The organism is uncultured Marivirga sp., from assembly GCF_963974845.1.
Lineage (GTDB): Bacteria > Bacteroidota > Bacteroidia > Cytophagales > Cyclobacteriaceae > Marivirga > Marivirga harenae.
On record NZ_CAXBEQ010000008.1, the window covers coordinates 123,864 to 143,459 of the forward strand.

At 35.9% G+C, this 19,596-nt stretch carries 13 protein-coding genes; 1 reads left to right on the forward strand and 12 read right to left on the reverse strand.

Annotated features, from left to right (window positions below):
- Nucleotides 1-49: 49 nt before the first annotated feature.
- Nucleotides 50-1,366 carry a type IX secretion system plug protein domain-containing protein gene (locus tag AAC601_RS16520; protein WP_340153869.1) on the forward strand — a complete coding sequence of 439 codons (1,317 nt, stop codon included), beginning with the start codon at nucleotides 50-52 and terminating at the stop codon, nucleotides 1,364-1,366.
- Here the strand turns inward: AAC601_RS16520 and cas6 are convergent.
- The 12 genes from cas6 to lepA form a co-directional block, all read right to left on the reverse strand.
- Nucleotides 1,344-2,123, reverse strand: coding sequence for a CRISPR-associated endoribonuclease Cas6 (gene cas6 / locus AAC601_RS16525; protein ID WP_340153870.1), 780 nt, complete (start codon nucleotides 2,121-2,123; stop codon nucleotides 1,344-1,346). The two genes, AAC601_RS16520 and cas6, sit on opposite strands and share 23 nt — an antisense overlap.
- A gap of 63 nt (nucleotides 2,124-2,186) precedes the next feature.
- Complete coding sequence (gene ychF / locus AAC601_RS16530; RefSeq protein WP_303270753.1) at nucleotides 2,187-3,284, reverse strand: redox-regulated ATPase YchF; 1,098 nt, start codon at nucleotides 3,282-3,284, stop codon at nucleotides 2,187-2,189.
- 13 nt (nucleotides 3,285-3,297) lie between these two features.
- Entirely contained in the window at nucleotides 3,298-4,389 is a 1,092-nt protein-coding gene (locus AAC601_RS16535; protein ID WP_340153871.1) for an AI-2E family transporter, read from the reverse strand.
- A gap of 74 nt (nucleotides 4,390-4,463) precedes the next feature.
- The gene (locus AAC601_RS16540) at nucleotides 4,464-7,826 is read right to left on the reverse strand and encodes a S8 family serine peptidase (protein ID WP_340153872.1); all 3,363 of its coding nucleotides are present in this window, start codon (nucleotides 7,824-7,826) and stop codon (nucleotides 4,464-4,466) included.
- Nucleotides 7,827-7,915: 89 nt separating this feature from the next.
- Entirely contained in the window at nucleotides 7,916-8,722 is an 807-nt protein-coding gene (locus AAC601_RS16545; protein ID WP_340153873.1) for a hypothetical protein, read from the reverse strand.
- A gap of 7 nt (nucleotides 8,723-8,729) precedes the next feature.
- Nucleotides 8,730-9,422 carry a hypothetical protein gene (locus tag AAC601_RS16550; protein ID WP_340153874.1) on the reverse strand — a complete coding sequence of 231 codons (693 nt, stop codon included), beginning with the start codon at nucleotides 9,420-9,422 and terminating at the stop codon, nucleotides 8,730-8,732.
- Nucleotides 9,423-9,488: 66 nt separating this feature from the next.
- Nucleotides 9,489-10,910 (reverse strand): RagB/SusD family nutrient uptake outer membrane protein, encoded by a 1,422-nt coding sequence (locus tag AAC601_RS16555; protein ID WP_340153875.1) that lies wholly within the window; start codon nucleotides 10,908-10,910, stop codon nucleotides 9,489-9,491.
- 12 nt (nucleotides 10,911-10,922) lie between these two features.
- Complete coding sequence (locus tag AAC601_RS16560; RefSeq protein ID WP_340153876.1) at nucleotides 10,923-13,898, reverse strand: TonB-dependent receptor; 2,976 nt, start codon at nucleotides 13,896-13,898, stop codon at nucleotides 10,923-10,925.
- A 231-nt stretch (nucleotides 13,899-14,129) separates the two neighbouring features.
- The gene (locus AAC601_RS16565; RefSeq protein WP_340153877.1) at nucleotides 14,130-15,986 is read right to left on the reverse strand and encodes an OmpA family protein; all 1,857 of its coding nucleotides are present in this window, start codon (nucleotides 15,984-15,986) and stop codon (nucleotides 14,130-14,132) included.
- A 46-nt stretch (nucleotides 15,987-16,032) separates the two neighbouring features.
- Nucleotides 16,033-16,656, reverse strand: a complete 624-nt coding sequence (locus tag AAC601_RS16570) for a 7-carboxy-7-deazaguanine synthase QueE (RefSeq protein WP_340153878.1) — start codon at nucleotides 16,654-16,656, stop codon at nucleotides 16,033-16,035.
- On the reverse strand, nucleotides 16,637-17,533 hold the full coding sequence (locus tag AAC601_RS16575; protein WP_340153879.1) for a tetrahydrofolate dehydrogenase/cyclohydrolase catalytic domain-containing protein: 897 nt from the start codon (nucleotides 17,531-17,533) through the stop codon (nucleotides 16,637-16,639). The genes AAC601_RS16570 and AAC601_RS16575 overlap by 20 nt, the downstream gene beginning before the upstream one ends.
- 39 nt (nucleotides 17,534-17,572) lie before the next feature.
- Nucleotides 17,573-19,357, reverse strand: a complete 1,785-nt coding sequence (gene lepA / locus AAC601_RS16580; RefSeq protein WP_303270763.1) for a translation elongation factor 4 — start codon at nucleotides 19,355-19,357, stop codon at nucleotides 17,573-17,575.
- Nucleotides 19,358-19,596 lie beyond the last annotated feature (239 nt).

Sequence of the window (19,596 nt, forward strand, 5' to 3'; positions counted from 1 at the left end):
CTTAAGGATTCTGTTTATATTAGACCCAAAATACAAATTAAAGGTTGGAATGAAACAGAATTTAATTATTTTAATTACGTTTTTGATTATTATAAGTACACAGAATAGTTGCGTTCCCGTACAGTCAACAGGCAGCAAAACCCCAAGTCCAAAAAGCTATTATCCTGATCTATCTTTTGAAAGTAAAAGTTACCAAGAAAGGATAAATACTGTGCAATCAATACTCTTCAATGGTAACAAAATGACTTCTACTAACAATCCAGTGCTGGAACTTGGGAAAAACGATCGACTGCTTCTGACTTTTGATGACATCAATGAGCAACAACAACAGTATTTTGCAAAAATACTTCATTGCAATAAGGATTGGACAGCCAAAAGCAATATTCAGGCTATGGATTACTTGGAAGAATTTAATCAGTTCCCAATTAGAGAATTTGAATTTTCTTTTGATACCAAAATGGGATATGTCCACTATGAATGGCAGGTTCCAACAGTGAGGCTTTCAGGGAATTACTTAATCGTAGTTTACCAAAATAATAATGAAGAAGACATAATTTTAACTGAACGATTTATGGTTCATGAAAATAAAGCTGGCATCAATTTCCAAATTTCAGCATCAAATGTGGTGTCAAAAAGAAGAACCCATCAGGAACTAGAGTTTGAAGTGATGCTAAATAATATTAATGTCCTAAATGTGGGTGCTGATATTTACCCTGTAGTTAGACAAAATTATAATTGGTTGTTCGCAAAGGAAGCACCAAAGCCGTTGCAGATTTCGGACGGCAACAAGCGCTTAACCTATAAATTTTACAATGGTGAATTAAATTTCCCGGGTAATAATGAATTTAGATTCTTCGACATCTCAACAGTAAATTTCAAAGGGAACGGTGTAGCCAACATCAATAAAGAAACAAAACCTATTACTACTACACTAAGAGTTGATCAAATAAGAGCTTCGGAAGCTTTCAGGGAATGGGAAGATAGAAATGGGACCTTTGTTATTGGTAATAGAGAGAGACAAGATATACCGCTGGTTTCTGACTATTTCTTAACTGAACTTAAATTGGAAGCACCACAGGAAATTGGTGATATCTATGTGGTTGGCGAATTTAACAATTGGCAATTGAACAATAAAAACAGGATGAAGTATAACACCAATACCGGAATTTATCAAAATAGCTTTTTGTTGAAACAAGGCTATTATGAGTATCTATACTTCGTAAAGAATCAAGAGAATAACCCAATAGAAGGAAGTCATTTCGCCACTGAAAATAACTATGATATCTTGATTTACTACAGCAGTCCTCAAATTAGATATGACAAGCTGATTGGTTACACCCAGTTTAATTCTCGAGCTGCCCAGTGAAATAAGGTACTGTTTGACTACCTGGAGTAACTTCTGCTAAATCTAGCATTCCAAACCCTTTGTCGTTGAACAGTCCGAGTCCATTCTCGAATAGAAACTGATGCAAACTAGGAGGCGCCTTTAAGGTGAAAGGGAAAGTATATCCTCTGACCTCATAGGGAATGTCCTGATCGAAAATGGGATAAACTCTAGAATATTTTTTACCTCTATCTTCCAACTTTTTGAGGTAATTGCTATCTGGATAAAACTCAAACCCTTCAAAGTCATGACGTTCACGTTTTTGCAGCAGCGCATCCCGCAAGAGGTCTGCGAATTCAAATGAATCAGGATGGATAAATTTTTTCCCTGAGTCGCTAGAAAATTCCGGACTTAATAAAACAATAGGAGAAATACAGATATACTTCGTTTCTTCTTTAAATTCAAGTTCGTTTTCCAGCTCCACAGCATGAGGTACAATTGTCAATCCATTCAATTGTATTTCAGGAAGGCTAAATAAAACTTCAATGATTGAATCAACAAACTCCTTATTTGAAGAAGAAAAAACTACAGTTATTTTAGAACTGTAGAAATGAAGGCCAGACTTACTTACCGTTGTTTGACCTTTTAAACCAGAAAAATTATAATCTTTAAAATTATAAAATTCTTCCCTACCGCACTTTTTAATTAAACCCTTAAAAAATCTGAATAAATAGTACTGGTGATGGAAAGGAACAGTAGCTCCTTTTTCCTTATTCTTAAAAATTAATCTAACTCTCACGACCCTCTTTTATTTTCTAAGACCAATCGTGATATAAAATTGTTTTAAAATTTCTAAGAAAATTTACACATTAAATCTAAAATGCATTATGTCACCGTCTTTTACTACGTATTCTTTGCCTTCAATAGCTATTTTACCTGCTTCCTTGCAGGCCTGTTCGGTTTTATACTTTTGGTAATCGTCAAGTTTAATCACTTCTGCTTTTATAAAGCCTTTTTCAAAATCGGTATGGATGACTCCTGCTGCCTGTGGTGCTTTCCAACCCTTCTTAATGGTCCATGCTCTGACCTCTTGTTTCCCGGCCGTAAAATACGTTATCAAATCCAAGATAGTATAAGACGCTCTAATCAACTTATTCAAGCCGGACTCACTTAATCCGTATTCATCTAAAAACAAAGCCTTTTCATCTGCATCATCAAATTCAGCAATTTGGGCTTCAATAGCTGCACTAACGATGATAACTTCTGCCTCTTCATCTTTCACATAATCCTTAAACTTTGTTACCAACTCGTTGCCAGTGACCGCTGCTGATTCCTCAACATTCGTTACATATATAACAGGCTTGTCGGTCAATAACATCAAATCCCTAACAGGTTCTTTCTCTTCTTTGCTCAGTTTTAATGTCCTAGCATTTTTTCCATCTTCCAAAACGGCCTTATACTGATTTAAAACAGCCAATTCCTTCCTGGCATTAGCGTCACCTGATCTTGCAATTTTCTCAGTTTTCTGAATCTTCTTTTCAACAGAATCTAGGTCTTTCAGTTGCAGCTCTGTATCAATAATATCTTTATCTGCTACTGGGTTTACTCGGCCCGAAACGTGCGTGACATTATCATCCTCAAAACACCTTACAACATGGACAATGGCATCTACTTCCCTAATATTCCCCAAGAACTTATTACCTAAACCTTCTCCCTTACTAGCACCTTCTACCAACCCAGCTATATCAACAAATTCGATGATAGTGGGTACCACTTTTTCTGGAGAAACCAAATCCTCCAGGATTTCCAATCTCTCATCTGGAACACTGATTACCCCCACGTTTGGGTCTATCGTGCAAAAAGGAAAATTAGCAGCTTCTGCTTTGGCATTTGAAAGTGCATTAAACAAAGTTGATTTACCTACATTTGGTAAGCCGACTATCCCACATTGTAATCCCATGAAAATATATTATTTAATTCTGAAATATTTTATATTGCTTATATCCTTGGTAAAGTTCAATAAATACAACTCTTATGACTGTATAAACGGGGATAGCGGCAATCATACCTAATACCCCTGCCAAAGATGCGCCTGCAAAGATAATAACAAAAATTTCTAATGGATGTGCTTTTACACTTTTTGAAAAAATTAAAGGTTGTAGCAAAATATTATCAGTAATCTGAACCACGGCAAATACAGAAACAATTTTTACTCCCAAAAAGAAAAGTTCATTATTAAATTCAAATATTCCACCAGTCGTTACTCCAACAATGATCCCGAAGGTAGCTCCAAGAATGGGACCAGCATAAGGTATTAGGTTCGCTACTGCAGCAAACACAGCAATAGTCACCGCGTACTTGATTCCGAAAATACTTAGACCGACTGATGCAATCGTAAAAATTGAAATCATTTGAAAAAGTAAGCCTAGTAAATAATTAGAAAGCAACTTTTCAATTTTATAAATTGCTCCTATAGAAACTTCAAAGTATTTGTTAGGAATTAATTGTATGAATTTTCTCCTGGCTAATCCTTTTTCATACAATAGGAAAAAAGTAATGAAAACTACTGCTAAAATAGCAACGAAAATACTACCAGTAATGGAAATAAAATTATTAATTATGTAACTAAAATCAACCGTCTGGGCGAAATTAAGAAAGCTTTCCCTTAAACGGTCGATGATAAAGCCTTCCTCCCCAATATTTGGAATAGAGTCTATCAAAAACACTTCAATTGATTGTATAGGAGTTGTTATTCTACTATACAAATTATCATAATCAAGCCCACTTAAAATCTGAATTTGCTCTGACACGAGAGGGATAAAAAGTCCAATAAAAAGTACTATAAAACCGATGAGCACTGAGAATGCTATGATAATAGTTACAATCTTGGGGAGTTTATATCCGTAGAAGTACAGGCTATTTAAATACCCAACCAGTGGCCTTAAAATAGTTGATATTATTAAAGATATAATGATGTAAATCAATATATCAGAAAAAAGGAGGCTTATTAAATATATAGCTAACGAACCCCCTAATAAAAACAAAATCGGCTTGAGTCTATTCACAACTCTAAGATACTAGATATAAAAAGAAATGAAAGGAATTTAGATCCTTCCATTTCCATTCCAATTAGGCACGGCTACTCTAACACCATTAATTTTTTCATATAATTTCTATCTGAGGTTCGGAAAAGAATGAAAAACACCCCTTCTTTACCATCAATACTTACCTCTTGTAATGAATTTGAAAGATGTGATACTTTGAATTCAATACTTTCCCCAGTTAAGCTATAAACCCCTTGAATCTCTAAATTTACTTGGCTTTGAACTTTAAAAACACCATTTGTAGGATTTGGATAGATTTTGACAACGTCTTCAAGTGATTCCGCATTCCCCGTTACAATGAATTCAAATACATCTGATCTCATTAAGCATCTACCATTATAAATTTCAACTTGAAATTCACCAGACATGTCACCAATAGGAATGGATGGTGAATTACTATTTTCAATTGGGAGTCCGTCAAAATACCATTGATAGTTATCAGAAAACCTCGTACTGGACAATATGTTATTTTCTAATACAATTGATGGCTTAGCAATATTAGATTGCACTACATTAATTTCCCTAGTAAAAGTACTCACTTCATCAGAGGTATTGATTGTGAAAAATACATTAACAATACCTGTTTTAGAAAACTCTATTTCAGGATTTTCATCTTCTACAGAAATAATGTCACCATCTAGTTCGAATTCCCACTGATAAGAGGTAATATTAACACCATCAGAAGTATTGTAAAACTTTGTTACTCCGTTCGCACATGAAAATTCATATGTAAATTTGGCATCTAAGACATTTTCACAGCTCTGAAGTATCCACCCCTCAGCATTAACTGATGTAGAATTTTCATCCAGAACTAATTTAGTAGATCCAATTGCATCTACATTGATCACACTTAAATCACTAAAGCATAACTTATTAGCGCCATTTGATTCTATAAAAGATTTTGCATCTGTGGACTCTATAACAGCACCATTTCGGTTATTTAATGAATCAAGTACCTCAAAATTAGAATTTACTAAGACATTGCTTCCACTTGTAAAGTTTATTTGGCTTGAGTCATAAATTAAAAAATTATCTATCTCCAAGCTGCCAGCATAATTTAGCAGCCCATCCACTCGAAAATCAGAGGCAATAAAATCACCTGTAACTTGAAAATTACTACCCTTGAATTCTATAGATCCATCATCATTATTAATATTTGCATTTACATGAGCGTTATCCGTTGGGAATATAATATTTGAAGCTTCAAACACTAAGTCATCTGAAGCTGCTTCGAATAAATTATTAATTGTCAATGACAAATTTGAGAATCGCAATGATACATTTTCACTAAGGACTAAGGAATCAATTTCCAAATCACTTTCATTAGAACCAATTAATCCATTAATTACTTCAATCTTAGAAAACTTAAGTTTCCCGATCAAATTAACTGATTTATCATCATCCTTATCGACTTGCAACACAATATCCTGAAATGATTCATTACCATTAATGATGCTACTAGAGTAAGCAGACTTCATAGCAATGACCCCATTTTTAATTATTTGTCCCTCTTGGTTTAAACTAATGCTATTTAAAGACAAAGTATGTCCATTCAAGTCCAATTCGAAAGAGCTTCCGTCCAGGGCACCAATAGAAAAAACTTCCAGATCGCTATTCAGACGAACTGCCTCTCCTTCAAAATTATCAATCAGCACAACAGTGTTGCCATTAGGTAAGCTCTGCACTGCTGATTCATCAAAATTTTTCCAATTAGACAGGTCATTCCAATCATCATTTACGGAACTTAATATCATGGTATTAACATTAGATTCAGAATTTTCCGATGATATGGTCAGTGAATAGGTCTGATCCTGATCGTTTGCTAGCCCTTTATGAGATATCTTTAATTCATACGTTCCTGATTCCACAGCAGTGAAATGTATTTTTTCAACATTATCTCTAAAATTATCACCAGTAGATTGACTCTTTGACTCAGGATTCATTACGTATGGAAATGCAACTTCAGATCCGTTAAAATAAAGTCGAGTATCTAAGTCATTCACAAGCCTTAAATCGGTGGGATTTAAGGTATCAGAATTGATAGTACTACCTGGCAAGTCAGTCCAAGAAAGTGTGGATGTTATTAAATCCCCAGAATCAGCTTGTATGAGATGTACCACTTCATCCATGCTTGATGTAATAGAAGATTCAATAATTCGATTGTTATCGTCCAATTTTAATAATAATTCAGATGCGGCAGCGACATCTAACAAGCCCCATCCAAATTGATAATCAGGACCAATTTTTGTTCCAGTTGATTTTGCTGTATGAATCACTAAACCTTTTAAAGTAGCGGACAACATATACTTGGAATTCATATTAAAATATAACTCCTGTAGCAGAGCAAGGCCACCAGTGACATTAGGTGCAGACATAGAAGTACCACTCAATGAGGCATACTGATCTTCACCGGCAGAAGAAGCGGAGAGCAGCCCTTGGCCAACACCAACAATATCAGGTTTAATTCTACCGTCATCTGTAGGACCCCAACTAGAAAATGAAGTAATCTCAATGTCTTGGGGATTATTGAAATTACTTGCCTTCATAACAGCACCCACTGTCAAAATATTTTTAGCACATCCTTTAGGACCAATGGAATCAAATGGACCATCAGCAGGAGCACCTGTGCCGTTACCGGCATCACTTCTATCATTTCCAGCAGATTTTACAATTAGGTAGTATGGATTAGAATGAGCTATATCATCCCATAATTGAGAAGAACTATTATAGCTACCAAATCGATAATCTTCTGTTTCGCTTATATCACTATCTCCAAACCACTGCCATGCGGAGCCATTATAATTCCAACCTAAAACCTCTCCATAAGAATGATTAGATACAATTACTCCGTCTTCAGCTGCCTTAATCATTTCAGAATTATCCTGATTAAAATCATAGTATTTAATAATTCCTGAAGTGGCCATTCCTTCTGCACTTGCATTGACTCCAGCCCCTATTATGGTTCCAGTAACGTGAGTAGCATGATTTGATAAATTCTCTGGCGAATCTCCTCCGGTGGTTCTACCAGACAACTCCTGATGAGATTGCAATACTGAACCCCCATCCCAAACAGCTATTTTAACGTTCCTCCCGCTCAGGTTTAGGCCTAACCGACCATTTCGCTTGACAGAGTTAATATTTGTCAAACGACTAGCATCAGCATTATATAATTTATAGAAAACGGGATTCCTATTTTGATCTAAATACTGGACCTCTACTAACTCGTTATCAACAAAATATTTACTTTTCAGTCCTTGGGACTCAAGCAACTTCTCGGCTTCATTCTTTTTTTCAATTTCCACACTTTTTATAGTTTCCAAATTTTGTGCCTTAAGGGCAAAACAATTGAAAAATATGTAAAGCATTACTAAACTAAAGTGACGTACTTGTGTTTTCATAAATTGATAACTGAATAAATAGAAAAATAGTTTAAACAAAAATAGGGAGTAAACTCCCTATTTTTATAACAATAATTAATAACTCTAAATTACAATCTCGTAAAAGTAGAAGTTCCTGCATCACCGAATCCGTTGCTCCAAGTCAATACAAAGTTTCCATCACAATCCAATGTTCCAGAACCGTTAAACACATCTCCACCATAGACTACGTCTGGTTGATCAACCATAGATATTGCAAATACATCTGTTGAAAATTGACCAGGATTGTCAGCTGATTGATAACAATTAGGATACAAACCACCAGTCACATCAGAAAGCTCATAAACATATTGGAAATTACCTAAATCTTCTACTAAAGTGATGGTAACCTCATTAGTAACACCAGCACATCCACCAGGAGAAGTCTCTGTCGTTACAACCGAATAATCACCTGCTAAATTTGGTATATCGCAATCGTCATCTGCAATTAAAATTGTTGCTCCCACTCTTTCCGTTCCTTCAGTAGCAACCGCAACACCAGTAGCAGAAACAATTGAAACCGTTACTGACTTATCTCCATCAGGTGAGTCGTTATTACTGTAAGAAATTGTAAAAGGAGCAGAAAATTCACCTGCAGGAATTGTTACTGTATTGGATGAAGGTAATGTAACATTTCCAGCTGCATTATCAGATGTAGTTACGCTTAATTCAACAGTAATAGCACTACTTTGAGCGGGGCCTGTTAAAATAATATTCACAGTTGCTTGCCCTGCTTCTGCATCCTCGGCCACTGTAATAGAGCCAGCATCAACAGAAACAAATGGATCATAATCAAACTCATTTGTTAAATCTGAGTTTACTGTGTCGCAGGCAGTAATAGCCGCAACCATTAATAAACTGTATAATAATTTTTTCATAATACTTTTATTTATAGTCTTCTAAATAATTCATTAAGTTAACAATATCACTATCATTTTCTAGATCTAAATCCTCAGATCTAACATACTTCTTTACGTCTTTGTAGTTAATAGCTTCAAGGTTCTTAAATAGCTTTTTTAGCCTGCTTTCCACCCAAACATTTTCCTCTGAAACAAAAACAAAATTTTCAGAAATGGAGAAGTATTTGGGTTTTTTATCAGAGCTAGAGTAACCAGTATTTCCCTGAGTATCCCTATATTCTAATTTTGCTGCTTTGTATCGATATAATGAAAATTTACTTCCATTAAAAAGGACTTGAAAATATCCATTATGCTGTACGCCCTTGAAATCAGATTTTATGTACTTGAAACCCGAAACCGTAAATGACCTTACAAACGTTGGATTTATATAATTCAGATCCTCTTGATCCTTTTCTTGCAATAAAATTGAATTCTCAAAAGAGTCATAATTAATTTTTACATCACAAATCTCTTTACCGTCAGACAATACTAAACAAGCCTCAGTGATTTCCTCAAACAAATATGGATCACCATCAAAAGATGAATATGTTCCTTTCTCATACAATAAGTCTTTGTTAAGGAAATTTGGATCAATCTGATCCATGATTGTACCACCAGTCTGTGCTAGCGCAGTCAAACCAAATAAAGAAAAAAATAATATAATAAAAATTTGCTTCATAAAGAGAATGTTAAGGACAGGGTATTAAAAACCCTGTCCATAATTAGATATTGATATTACTAAAAATCATTCTGCGTAGCCAGCATTTTGAACCATGTTCTCATTCACATCCAATTCATTCTGTGGGATAGGGAATATTCTAAGTGGGCTACCACTAGATATAGAACAAGGTGCAGTAATTTCAAGACCTGTTCCGCATTGATTTCTAGTTAATCCTCTTCCTAAACGGAACAAATCAAAAGATCTATGACCTTCGAAAGCAAATTCTCTTCTTCTCTCTTCCATGATTTCATCTAACAAACCATTATTAGGGACATCAGTAGTTGTTAAAGCAGCTAATCCTCTAAATGCTCTAAATTCATTAAGTATTGTTCTAGCATTTGCAAAATCATCTCTTCTTGCTGCTGCCTCTGCTGCAATCATATACATTTCTGAGTTTCTAATAATTTTAGGGCTTACTAAACCTGGGATTCCTGATGCAGACTCCCCTAGGAATTTACCAACATAAAATTCACCACCTACTTCATAGATTAGATCTAATCTCGGATCACCTGCTTCGTATAGATTAATAATATCACTAGATACTCGAATATCACCATATCCAATCGATTGATCAATGTAAATATATCCGAAGTTATTAGCTCCTCTACTTTCATTTCCGACAAACTTTAAAGTAAAGATTTCGGAATCATTTTCAGATGAATCCCAAAAGTCAACTAAGTCTGCACCAGCAGCCATACCATACTGAGCTCTAACTGAATTAGCTAAACTATAAGCAGTAGCCAAATCATCACCAGTTGCTCTGTATAAATAGACTCTTGCTAACAATGCATCTACCGCACTACCCGTAAACCTAACAGGACCTACCGAACCATCTGTCATTAATGATTTTGCTTGCGTTAAGTCAGCGATAATGTTTTCATAAACTACAGAAACAGCATCTCTTGCAGGTTCGCCAATAAATGCTTCCGTAATGTACGGAACACCTGGCTGCGAGCCACCACCTTCTGAGTATGGCAAAGCATAACTTCTAACTAAATCAAAATGAACTAATGCCCTTATAGCATAAGCTTCACCCACTGCTTGATTAACAGCAGCTTGATCAGTAGACTCAATTTCAGCATTGATGATGTTATTAGCTCTTAAAATGGTGCTATAACCATCAGCCCACAAACCTGAAACATCTCCGCTAAATGAGTTATTCTGATATTGGTAATTATTTAAAAATCTATTACTATTTCTAGTAGAGATATATACATTATCACCGTGAGCTTCCCACATAACAGGGAAATTTCTACCATAATAGCTTAATAATTGTAAACCATCGTATGCGCCATTTAGGGCTGCTTGCAAACCTTCCAAGTCAGAAATTGCCTCCTCAGTAGATAATGACTGAGCTGGCTGTAGTTCCAACGGATCTTCTTCACAAGATAATAGGAACACAGTACCTACTATCAATGCAAATAATTTTATATTAAATAATTTCATATTAATCAATTTTTAGAAGTTAATTTCAATTCCACCAGTTACAACTCTACCCACAGGATATCTGAAGAATTCATCGCCACTTTCACCCATTTCCGGATCGAAACCAGAATAGTCGGTGAAAGTCAATAAGTTCTGACCTTGTCCATACACTCTGATTCCCTGTAATCCAATAGTTTCCATCCATCTTTTCGGAAGGTTGTAGCTCAAAGTAACATTTCTTAACCTTAGGAATGAACCATTTTCAAGAAAACGAGTAGAGTTTGCATTAGAATTCAGGTTCCCTCCTAGAATTGGTTGTGGTAAATCAACAACATCGCCTGGTTGCTCCCAATAACCGCTACCTACTGAGGCTAAGTGGTTCCAACCGTATCTCTGACCATCACTTTCTATAAAACGTCTAGAGCTATTGTATACATCATTACCAGCAACAAAGTTAAAGAAGGCAGATAGCGTTATTCCTTTATAACTGAAAGTATTATCGATACCTCCAAAGAAAGTCGGTTGTGCATCTCCAACAATTGTTCTATTTGCTAGAGCATAATTAGAAGTTACTCCTCCGTCTTCTGTTAACCAAAGTGGTGCTCCATTTGCAGGGTTTACACCGGCCCATCTAGGTAAGTTCCATGAGCGAACTGGCAAGCCTTCTCTGATAATTTGATTACCATTTAAAATGTCCTCACCATCATTTAGAGCTAATACTTTATTCTCATTTCTTGAAATATTAAAGTTAGTAGTCCAAGTGAATTCGCCTTCAACATTAATAGTGTTTATAGCAATTTCAAAACCTCTGTTTTGAACTTCACCAACATTTCTTAGAGCAGAAGAGAATCCACTAGTTCTAGAAATTGGAACATCCAATAGTAGGTTTTGTGATCTCTTATCATAAACGTCAAATAACACCATTACTCTGTCATTAAACATACCGTAATCTAGACCAATATTTGCCGACACACTTTCTTCCCAGGTTAACTCAGGATTAGCAATTTGTGATGGGCTACTTCCAGGTAATGCATTATAAGCAACACCGAACCCATAAAGACCCAATGAACCAAAATTATCAATATCAGCATTTCCAGAAGTACCATAACTACCTCTTAACTTCAAATCACTTATAAAGCTCAAGCCATCAAGAAAGTCTTCTTCAATAATTCTATATGAACCACCAACAGACCAGAAATTTGCATATCTATTATCAGCACCAAATCTTGATGAACCATCTCGTCTAATTGACGCTGTAAAGAAATACTTATTATCATAGTCATAGTTTAACTGACCAATATAAGATAAAAACGAGTACTCAGTATAAAATCCCCCTACACCTTGAGGCGTAGCTGTTGAGTTCAAGGTTTTTAACTTTCCTGAAGCCAATCCAATACCATAGGCATTGAAACTTTCTCTTTCTCCTTTTTGATATTCAAAAACTGCTAAACCACCAATATTATGCTTACCAGCAATCGTCCAGTCACCACTTAATTTAGTTTGAGAAGTTAACAGTAAGTTTTGATTAAAATCTTCTGTAATTTCCCCGCTATTTGCTACACCATCATTAGTAGTAGGGTCTTGAAATGCTCCTTCTCTAATGTTAACTAAATCAGCATTTAAGACTTGAGAAAGTCTTAAGTTATCTAAAATATTATAATTCAAAGCAAATTTAGTAATACCTCTTAAATTGTTGTTAACAACAGGATTTAAAGGTGCTGAATACAAGAAATTGTCTCCCGTAAAACCTAACCAACCTGGCTCAAGTCCAGTGAACAATTCACCAGTTTCAGGATCTCTTGCACCTTGCAAAGGAGTAGTTGAGAAAGCACCTAAGAGAGGTGATGCAAATCTGTTACCGGCAACTGCATTCAATTGATTTGTGTAGGAAACGTTCAAATTCAATTGAACATCTAATTTGTCATTTAATTTATGATCTAAATTTGATCTTAATGAGTACCGAGAGAAATTTGATTCTATTAAAGTACCCGCTTGATTAAATGCTGATCCAGAAATAAAGAAACGAGTATCCTCTGTTCCTCCTGAAGCTTGAATTTCATAATTTGAAGTTTCTCCCGTCCTAAATGCTGCATCAACCCAGTCAGTAGTGTTATCCAAAAGCTCAGGACCTCTGTTGGCATCAATAACTGCATCACTAAAACCAGAATTACGAAGAATTTGCCTTTCGTACTCCAAATTCTGTTGAGCACTCATCATGTCAAAATTACCAATTTGTGGCTGAGATACTCCATACTGAGCACTAACTGTAATTTTAGATTTACCAACCTTACCTTGTTTCGTGTTAATCAATACAACACCATTTGCACCTCTTGATCCATATAATGAAGTTGCTGCAGCATCTTTAAGGATCGACATTGATTCAATGTCATTTGGGTTAATGTTTGACATTACGTCATTTGTTTGGGCCGTAGTTGAGAAATCTCCGCTTGCCATAATTACACCATCAATTACATAGAGAGGGCCTCTACCAGCAGTGATAGATCCATTACCTCTAATTCTGATAGTTTGAGCTGCGCCCGGTTGCCCTGAAGGAGCAGTTGAATAAACTCCTGGAGCTCTACCTTGAATAATCTGATTAATATCTGGCATTGGCACTTCATTAATCTTATCTCCGTTTACTGTTGAAACAGAAGAAACTAATTTCTTCTGAGAAGTAGCAGAGTATCCAGTTACTACAACCTCACTTAGCTGTGCGATATCAGGATCCATTCTTACATCTATTACAGATCTTGCACCAATTTTCACTTCTTGCTTGGCCATGCCAATAAATGTAAAAACTAATGTACCTCCATCTGATGGGACAGAAATTTTATAATTACCATCTAAATCCGTGGTAATACCTGTACCGGTACCTTTTAACAATACGTTCACACCTGGTAGGCCTTCTCCAGTTTCAGCGTCTAAAACTGTCCCGCTTACGGTGCGATCCTGTGCCCATGCGTGTAGCACGAACACCAACATGAAACATGTTAGTAGAATCTTCTTCATACTTATTTTAGTTTAGGTTAACAATAATTAAAGGTTAAATGTACATAACATTACATGAAAATACCTAACAAAATATTAATTTTTCTTGAAAATAATTTACCAAATAAAAATTATCTTTTTCCTTATAATATAGTTTATTGTTGTTATGATAGATTCTAAACCCATATAATACAAAGGAAACTTATACAATAGTATTTTGTAAAAATATAATTTTACTAATATTAAATTGAATTAAAGAATTTTGAAAACCACCGTCTTTTGATACTTACCAGACGATAATCTTTTTGCCCCATATCCTACGGCATTTATCCTTTCCTTATCCAGACCGTATCCATCAATTAATTTTTCATAAACTGCACCAGCTCTTTTTCTGGATAACTCCTTATTATAAGAATCAGATCCTAGCTTGTCAGTGTATCCTCCAATCTCTATCTTCACCTTAGGGTTTTGAATTAGGAAATCGGCTATTTTATTAATCTCATTTTGAGACTTCTCTGACAATTCATAGCTATCAAATTCAAAATATATATTATTGAGCATTACCGTTTCGCCTTTACTTATGGGTTTTAAGGAAAAACTCAATTCTGTTTGGCTATCGGTGATTTCCAATCTTTCGGAATGAAATAAATAACCAGGAGATTCAACATAAAAAGAGTAATCCGAAGGGCGGGGAATTACTACTTTATATTCTCCACTGAGGGCATTGCTGTAGGTTTCCTGCACAAGGCTGTCTAATGCCAAATCAAAAATTTGGATTTTGGCCTTGAGTTTAGAACTATCTGCGGAGTTAAGCACATCTCCATAAACTAAATTAATCTTACTGCCTTTTTTACCCTTATCGAAGTAGACTTTTGCTGGGGGATATTTTTCTTCCGATTGAAGCTCTCTAGACCAGTATTTCTCGCCACCAAACTTTTCATGATACGAAAGTTCGTTGTTAAAAGTATTTATTGGAAGACCTATGTTTTTAACATTTCTATTTTCTATTGGCCACTCCACCATGTAAATATCAAATCCTCCCATCCCAATGCGTCCATTTGAACTAAAGTACAATCTATCATTTGATAAATTGAGAAACGGAGAAATCTCATCGGCAAATGTATTCACTTCTGAGCCTAGATTTTTTGCTTTAGACCAATCACCATTTACTATGGTGGAATAATACAGGTCTCGCTTGCCAAATCCTCCTTTTCTATTAGAGCTAAATAACAAAAACCGCCCATCTGAAGACAAAAAAGGTTGAGATTCCCAAGCATTAGTATTTACTTCTACTCCTAAATTTTGAGGCTTTTGCCACCCATCACCTTCAAAATAGGAAATATATAGATCACAACTTCCTAAGCCGTCCCTTCTATTACAACTCGTAAATACCATTACTCTTCCATCTGCTGAAATTGCGGCAGCACCCTCATTTTCTCTTGTATTGATTATAGGTACTTCCTCAACATTTTGAAACTGGCTACCTTCGATTTTAGCACGATAAATCCCTTCTTCTAAACTAGCTTTTCTTTGACCGGTGAAATATAAAAACTCGGAAGGGTACAATGTGAAAAAAGGAAAATAGATGCTCCTGAAAATATTTTCTGACTCAATTGTTTGGACGTCTTCATTTACAAGTGGTTGAGTCTGTAATTCCTGCTGCGCAAACGCTATCGATTGCGAAATAATTTCTGCCATCTTAATGTAGTCTTTCCTATACCCTCTTTCAAGATAAAGCTTTATTGGGTCTTTCGCTAATTCATACTCCCCGTGATCAAAGGATTCTTTCCCTAATAGGAAATAGTAATCCGTATATTTTGCCGGCCATTCTTTTTCGAGGGCAAATGCTTTTTGGAGGGAATGTACCACTTTGTTTATATCATTAATTCCATAAAACAAAGTGGCTCTTTCTAAATAGAGATGATGGTTGCCAGGCTCAATTTCAATAGCATCTTCCATATATTCAACCGCAGCATCCCAGTTTCTTTGGTAAAGTGCATCTTTAGATTTTTCTACTAATCTTTCAGTCCGCCATTTGTACTCTTGACAAAAGGAGCTAATTGAGAAGGAAAGAAACAGTATTAAAAGAGGGGTATATTTGAAATTCATATCCCAATTTAAGGGATAAGGAAGAATTTCAAAAGAAAATTATCTTTTATGGAATTTGTAAATACTTATGCGTCTGTAAGGAGATTCCCCAATTAGGGTTTTCTTTTACATAATCCACAATCATGGGCATCACTTCATCTCGTTTTCCCCATTCAGGTTGCAATAACAATTTACAATCTGGACCAACCTTTTCAGCATGTTCCTCGGCCCACTTAAAATCAGATTTGTTGTAAATAATAATTTTCAATTCATCTGCACGATCATACCAATGATCTAGCGGAGCTTTAAATTTTTTAGGGGAAAGACAAACCCAATCAACGATTCCGGAAAAGGGATGAGCACCAGATGTTTCAACATTTACATGAAAGCCTTTTTGCAGTAAACGTTTGGTCAGGCCATGCATGTCATACATAAAAGGTTCACCTCCAGTAATGACGGCCAATCGAGATTTGTATTGATAAGCTTCATCTACAATCTCATCAATATTCTTCAACGGCCACTTATCTGCGTCCCAACTATCTTTTACATCACACCAGACGCAGCCCACATCACAGCCACCCAATCTAATAAAATAAGCTGGTTTCCCATTGTGAAAACCTTCTCCTTGAATGGTATAAAATGCTTCCATTATAGGAAGTTCTATATTGGGATCAAACGAGTTCTTGTCCATAAATCTCTTTTTGGGAAGCTAACCATGTATTCATTAATAAGCCTGCTCTTGTCATTGGCCCTACCCCACCCGGCACAGGTGTTATATGAGTAGCCTTCTTCGATACTTCATCAAATAAAACATCTCCTTTTAAAGCAAAGCCTGATTTTTTGCTTGAATCCGGAACTCTGGTTGTTCCTACATCAATCACTACAACATCATTCTTAACCATGTCAGCAGTAATTAAGCCTGGCTTTCCAACGGCTACTATTAAAATGTCTGCTTGCTTGGTATATTTTGCTAAATCGACAGTGTATCTATGTGTTAAAGTCACGGTAGCATCTCCAGGATAATTAGCGCTACCCATCAATATTGAAACTGGCGAACCAACTATATGACTTCTTCCGACCACAACGCAATGTTTCCCTTTTGTTGGAATATCATATCTTTTCAATAATTCCATAACTCCAAAAGGAGTTGCAGGAACATACGCTGGTAGATTAGATGCCATTCTGCCGTAATTAACCGGATGAAATCCATCCACATCTTTTTCGGGCTTGATGGCATTCAGCACTTTATTTACATCAATATGCTTTGGCAAGGGTAATTGAACAATGAAACCATCTACTCTTTCATCATTATTTAACTTCTCCACCTCAGCTAAAAGCTCTGCTTCTGAAATGAAATCATCAAAAAGAATTTTCGAAGACTCAAAACCAATTTCTTGACAATCTTTCACCTTGGCTTCCACATAAGTTTGGCTAGCGCCATCAGTCCCGACCAATATGGCCGAAAGATGAGGTACCTTACCGCCTTCCTTCTTTAATGCTTCAACTTTCCCTTTTAACTCTTCTTTTATTTGAGAAGAAATTTTCTTCCCATCTAATAAAATAGGCATGATGTTATGCTTATGTGATGTTTATAAATTTTTTATGGATCAATCCAATTTAAGAACCGCCATAAATGCTTCCTGTGGAATTTCAACATTTCCTACCTGACGCATCCTCTTTTTACCTTTCTTCTGCTTTTCTAATAGCTTTCTCTTACGCGAGATATCCCCTCCATAACACTTCGCCAATACATTTTTACGAAGAGCCTTAACAGATTCTCTAGCAATAACCTTGGTGCCAATTGCTGCCTGAACTGCAATCTCAAATTGTTGTCTAGGAATCAATTCCTTTAGCTTCTCACACAACTTCTTACCCCATTCATATGCTTTATCCCTATGAACGATAGCAGAAAGTGCGTCCACCTTATCACCATTTAGTAAGATATCCAATTTCACGAGGTTACTGGTGTGATAACCTACCAATTCGTAATCCAAAGATGCATAACCCTTAGAAATCGTTTTCAATTTGTCAAAGAAATCAAATACAATCTCAGCCAAAGGCAAATGGAAAGTTAATTCAACTCTTGATTGGGTTAAATAAACTTGATTTTTGATCTCCCCTCTTTTATCCATACAAAGAGAAATCACTGGACCTACAAAATCTTCTTTTGTGATTATTTGTGCTCTTATATAAGGTTCTTCCAAATGGTCAATACTGCCTAAGTCAGGCAACTCAGAAGGTGCACTCACTTTTACCATTTCACCATCTTTTGTAAATGCATGGAACTGCACAGATGGAACGGTGGTGATCACTGTCATGTCAAATTCACGCTCCAATCTCTCTTGCACGATTTCCATGTGCAACATTCCCAAGAAACCGCATCTGAAACCAAATCCAAGAGCTGCAGAGGTTTCAGGCTCCCAAACTAAGGAAGCATCATTCAACTGAAGTTTTTCCATTGAAGCTCTCAATTCTTCAAATTCTGAAGTCTCTACTGGATATATACCAGCATAGACCATTGGCTTAACATTTTCAAAGCCTTGAACTGCTTTTCCTGGATTATCGACATGAGTGACAGTATCACCCACTTTAACTTCTTTAGCTACTTTGATTCCACTTATTAAATAACCAACATTTCCTGTGCTGATCGTATTCTTTGGCTGCTGCGTCAGTTTTAAAATTCCAATCTCATCAGCTTCGTAGGTTTTTCCAGTATTGATGAATTTAATTTTATCACCTTTATTGATTTCACCATTAAAAACCCTGAAATAAACTTCAATACCTCGATACGGATTAAAAACAGAATCGAAAACCATAGCTTGTAGTGGAGCTTTAGGGTCTCCCACTGGTGCCGGAATTCTATGTGCAATAGCTTCCAGAATTTCAGCAATACCTATTCCTTCTTTAGCACTTGCATGAAGAATATCTTCTTTTTTGCAACCAATTAATTCAATAATCTGATCGGAGACTTCCTCGATCATTGCTCCAGGCAAATCTATTTTGTTCAGCACGGGAATGATTTCCAAATCATGCTCTATAGCTAAATAGAGGTTAGAAATAGTTTGGGCCTGAATTCCTTGTGCGGCATCAACAATCAAAAGCGCACCTTCGCAAGCGGCTATGGAACGCGAAACTTCATAGGAAAAATCTACATGACCGGGAGTGTCAATAAGATTATAGACATACTCTTCACCATTCAATTTATACTCCATTTGGATTGCATGTGACTTGATGGTGATGCCTCGCTCACGCTCCAAATCCATATTATCCAACAACTGTTCCATTTTCTCACGCTCATTTACTGTTTGAGTTGAATCTAACAGTCTGTCTGCCAAGGTACTTTTACCATGGTCAATATGTGCAATAATGCAAAAATTTCTAATATTCTTCATTTATATAACTTTGCTCGAAAATTCTGACCAGACAGAACATTTAAACTTGCCACAAGGCCATTGGGTTCGTTGTTTTTAAAAACTACAACAATTAAGTATGTCCTAGCCAATCCATCTTCCTAATCGAACTGCAAAAGTACGCAATAAGGCTGAGATATAATAACAAGGAGATTTTATTTTAATGTAAGTTACAGAAGCAAATCAATAGCTCAAAAAATGCCCTAGAGAACAGACATAGA

Excerpts from the sequence above, each read along its gene's own strand:
- AAC601_RS16575 (WP_340153879.1), bottom strand. The coding sequence starts at position 17,533 with ATGCCTATTTTATTAGATGGGAAGAAAATTTCTTCTCAAATAAAAGAA.
- AAC601_RS16540 (WP_340153872.1), bottom strand. The coding sequence starts at position 7,826 with ATGAAAACACAAGTACGTCACTTTAGTTTAGTAATGCTTTACATATTT.
- AAC601_RS16550 (WP_340153874.1), bottom strand. The coding sequence starts at position 9,422 with ATGAAGCAAATTTTTATTATATTATTTTTTTCTTTATTTGGTTTGACT.
- lepA (WP_303270763.1), bottom strand. The coding sequence starts at position 19,357 with ATGAAGAATATTAGAAATTTTTGCATTATTGCACATATTGACCATGGT.
- AAC601_RS16555 (WP_340153875.1), bottom strand. The coding sequence starts at position 10,910 with ATGAAATTATTTAATATAAAATTATTTGCATTGATAGTAGGTACTGTG.
- AAC601_RS16520 (WP_340153869.1), top strand. The coding sequence starts at position 50 with ATGAAACAGAATTTAATTATTTTAATTACGTTTTTGATTATTATAAGT.
- AAC601_RS16570 (WP_340153878.1), bottom strand. The coding sequence starts at position 16,656 with ATGGACAAGAACTCGTTTGATCCCAATATAGAACTTCCTATAATGGAA.
- AAC601_RS16560 (WP_340153876.1), bottom strand. The coding sequence starts at position 13,898 with ATGAAGAAGATTCTACTAACATGTTTCATGTTGGTGTTCGTGCTACAC.
- AAC601_RS16545 (WP_340153873.1), bottom strand. The coding sequence starts at position 8,722 with ATGAAAAAATTATTATACAGTTTATTAATGGTTGCGGCTATTACTGCC.
- AAC601_RS16565 (WP_340153877.1), bottom strand. The coding sequence starts at position 15,986 with ATGAATTTCAAATATACCCCTCTTTTAATACTGTTTCTTTCCTTCTCA.
- ychF (WP_303270753.1), bottom strand. The coding sequence starts at position 3,284 with ATGGGATTACAATGTGGGATAGTCGGCTTACCAAATGTAGGTAAATCA.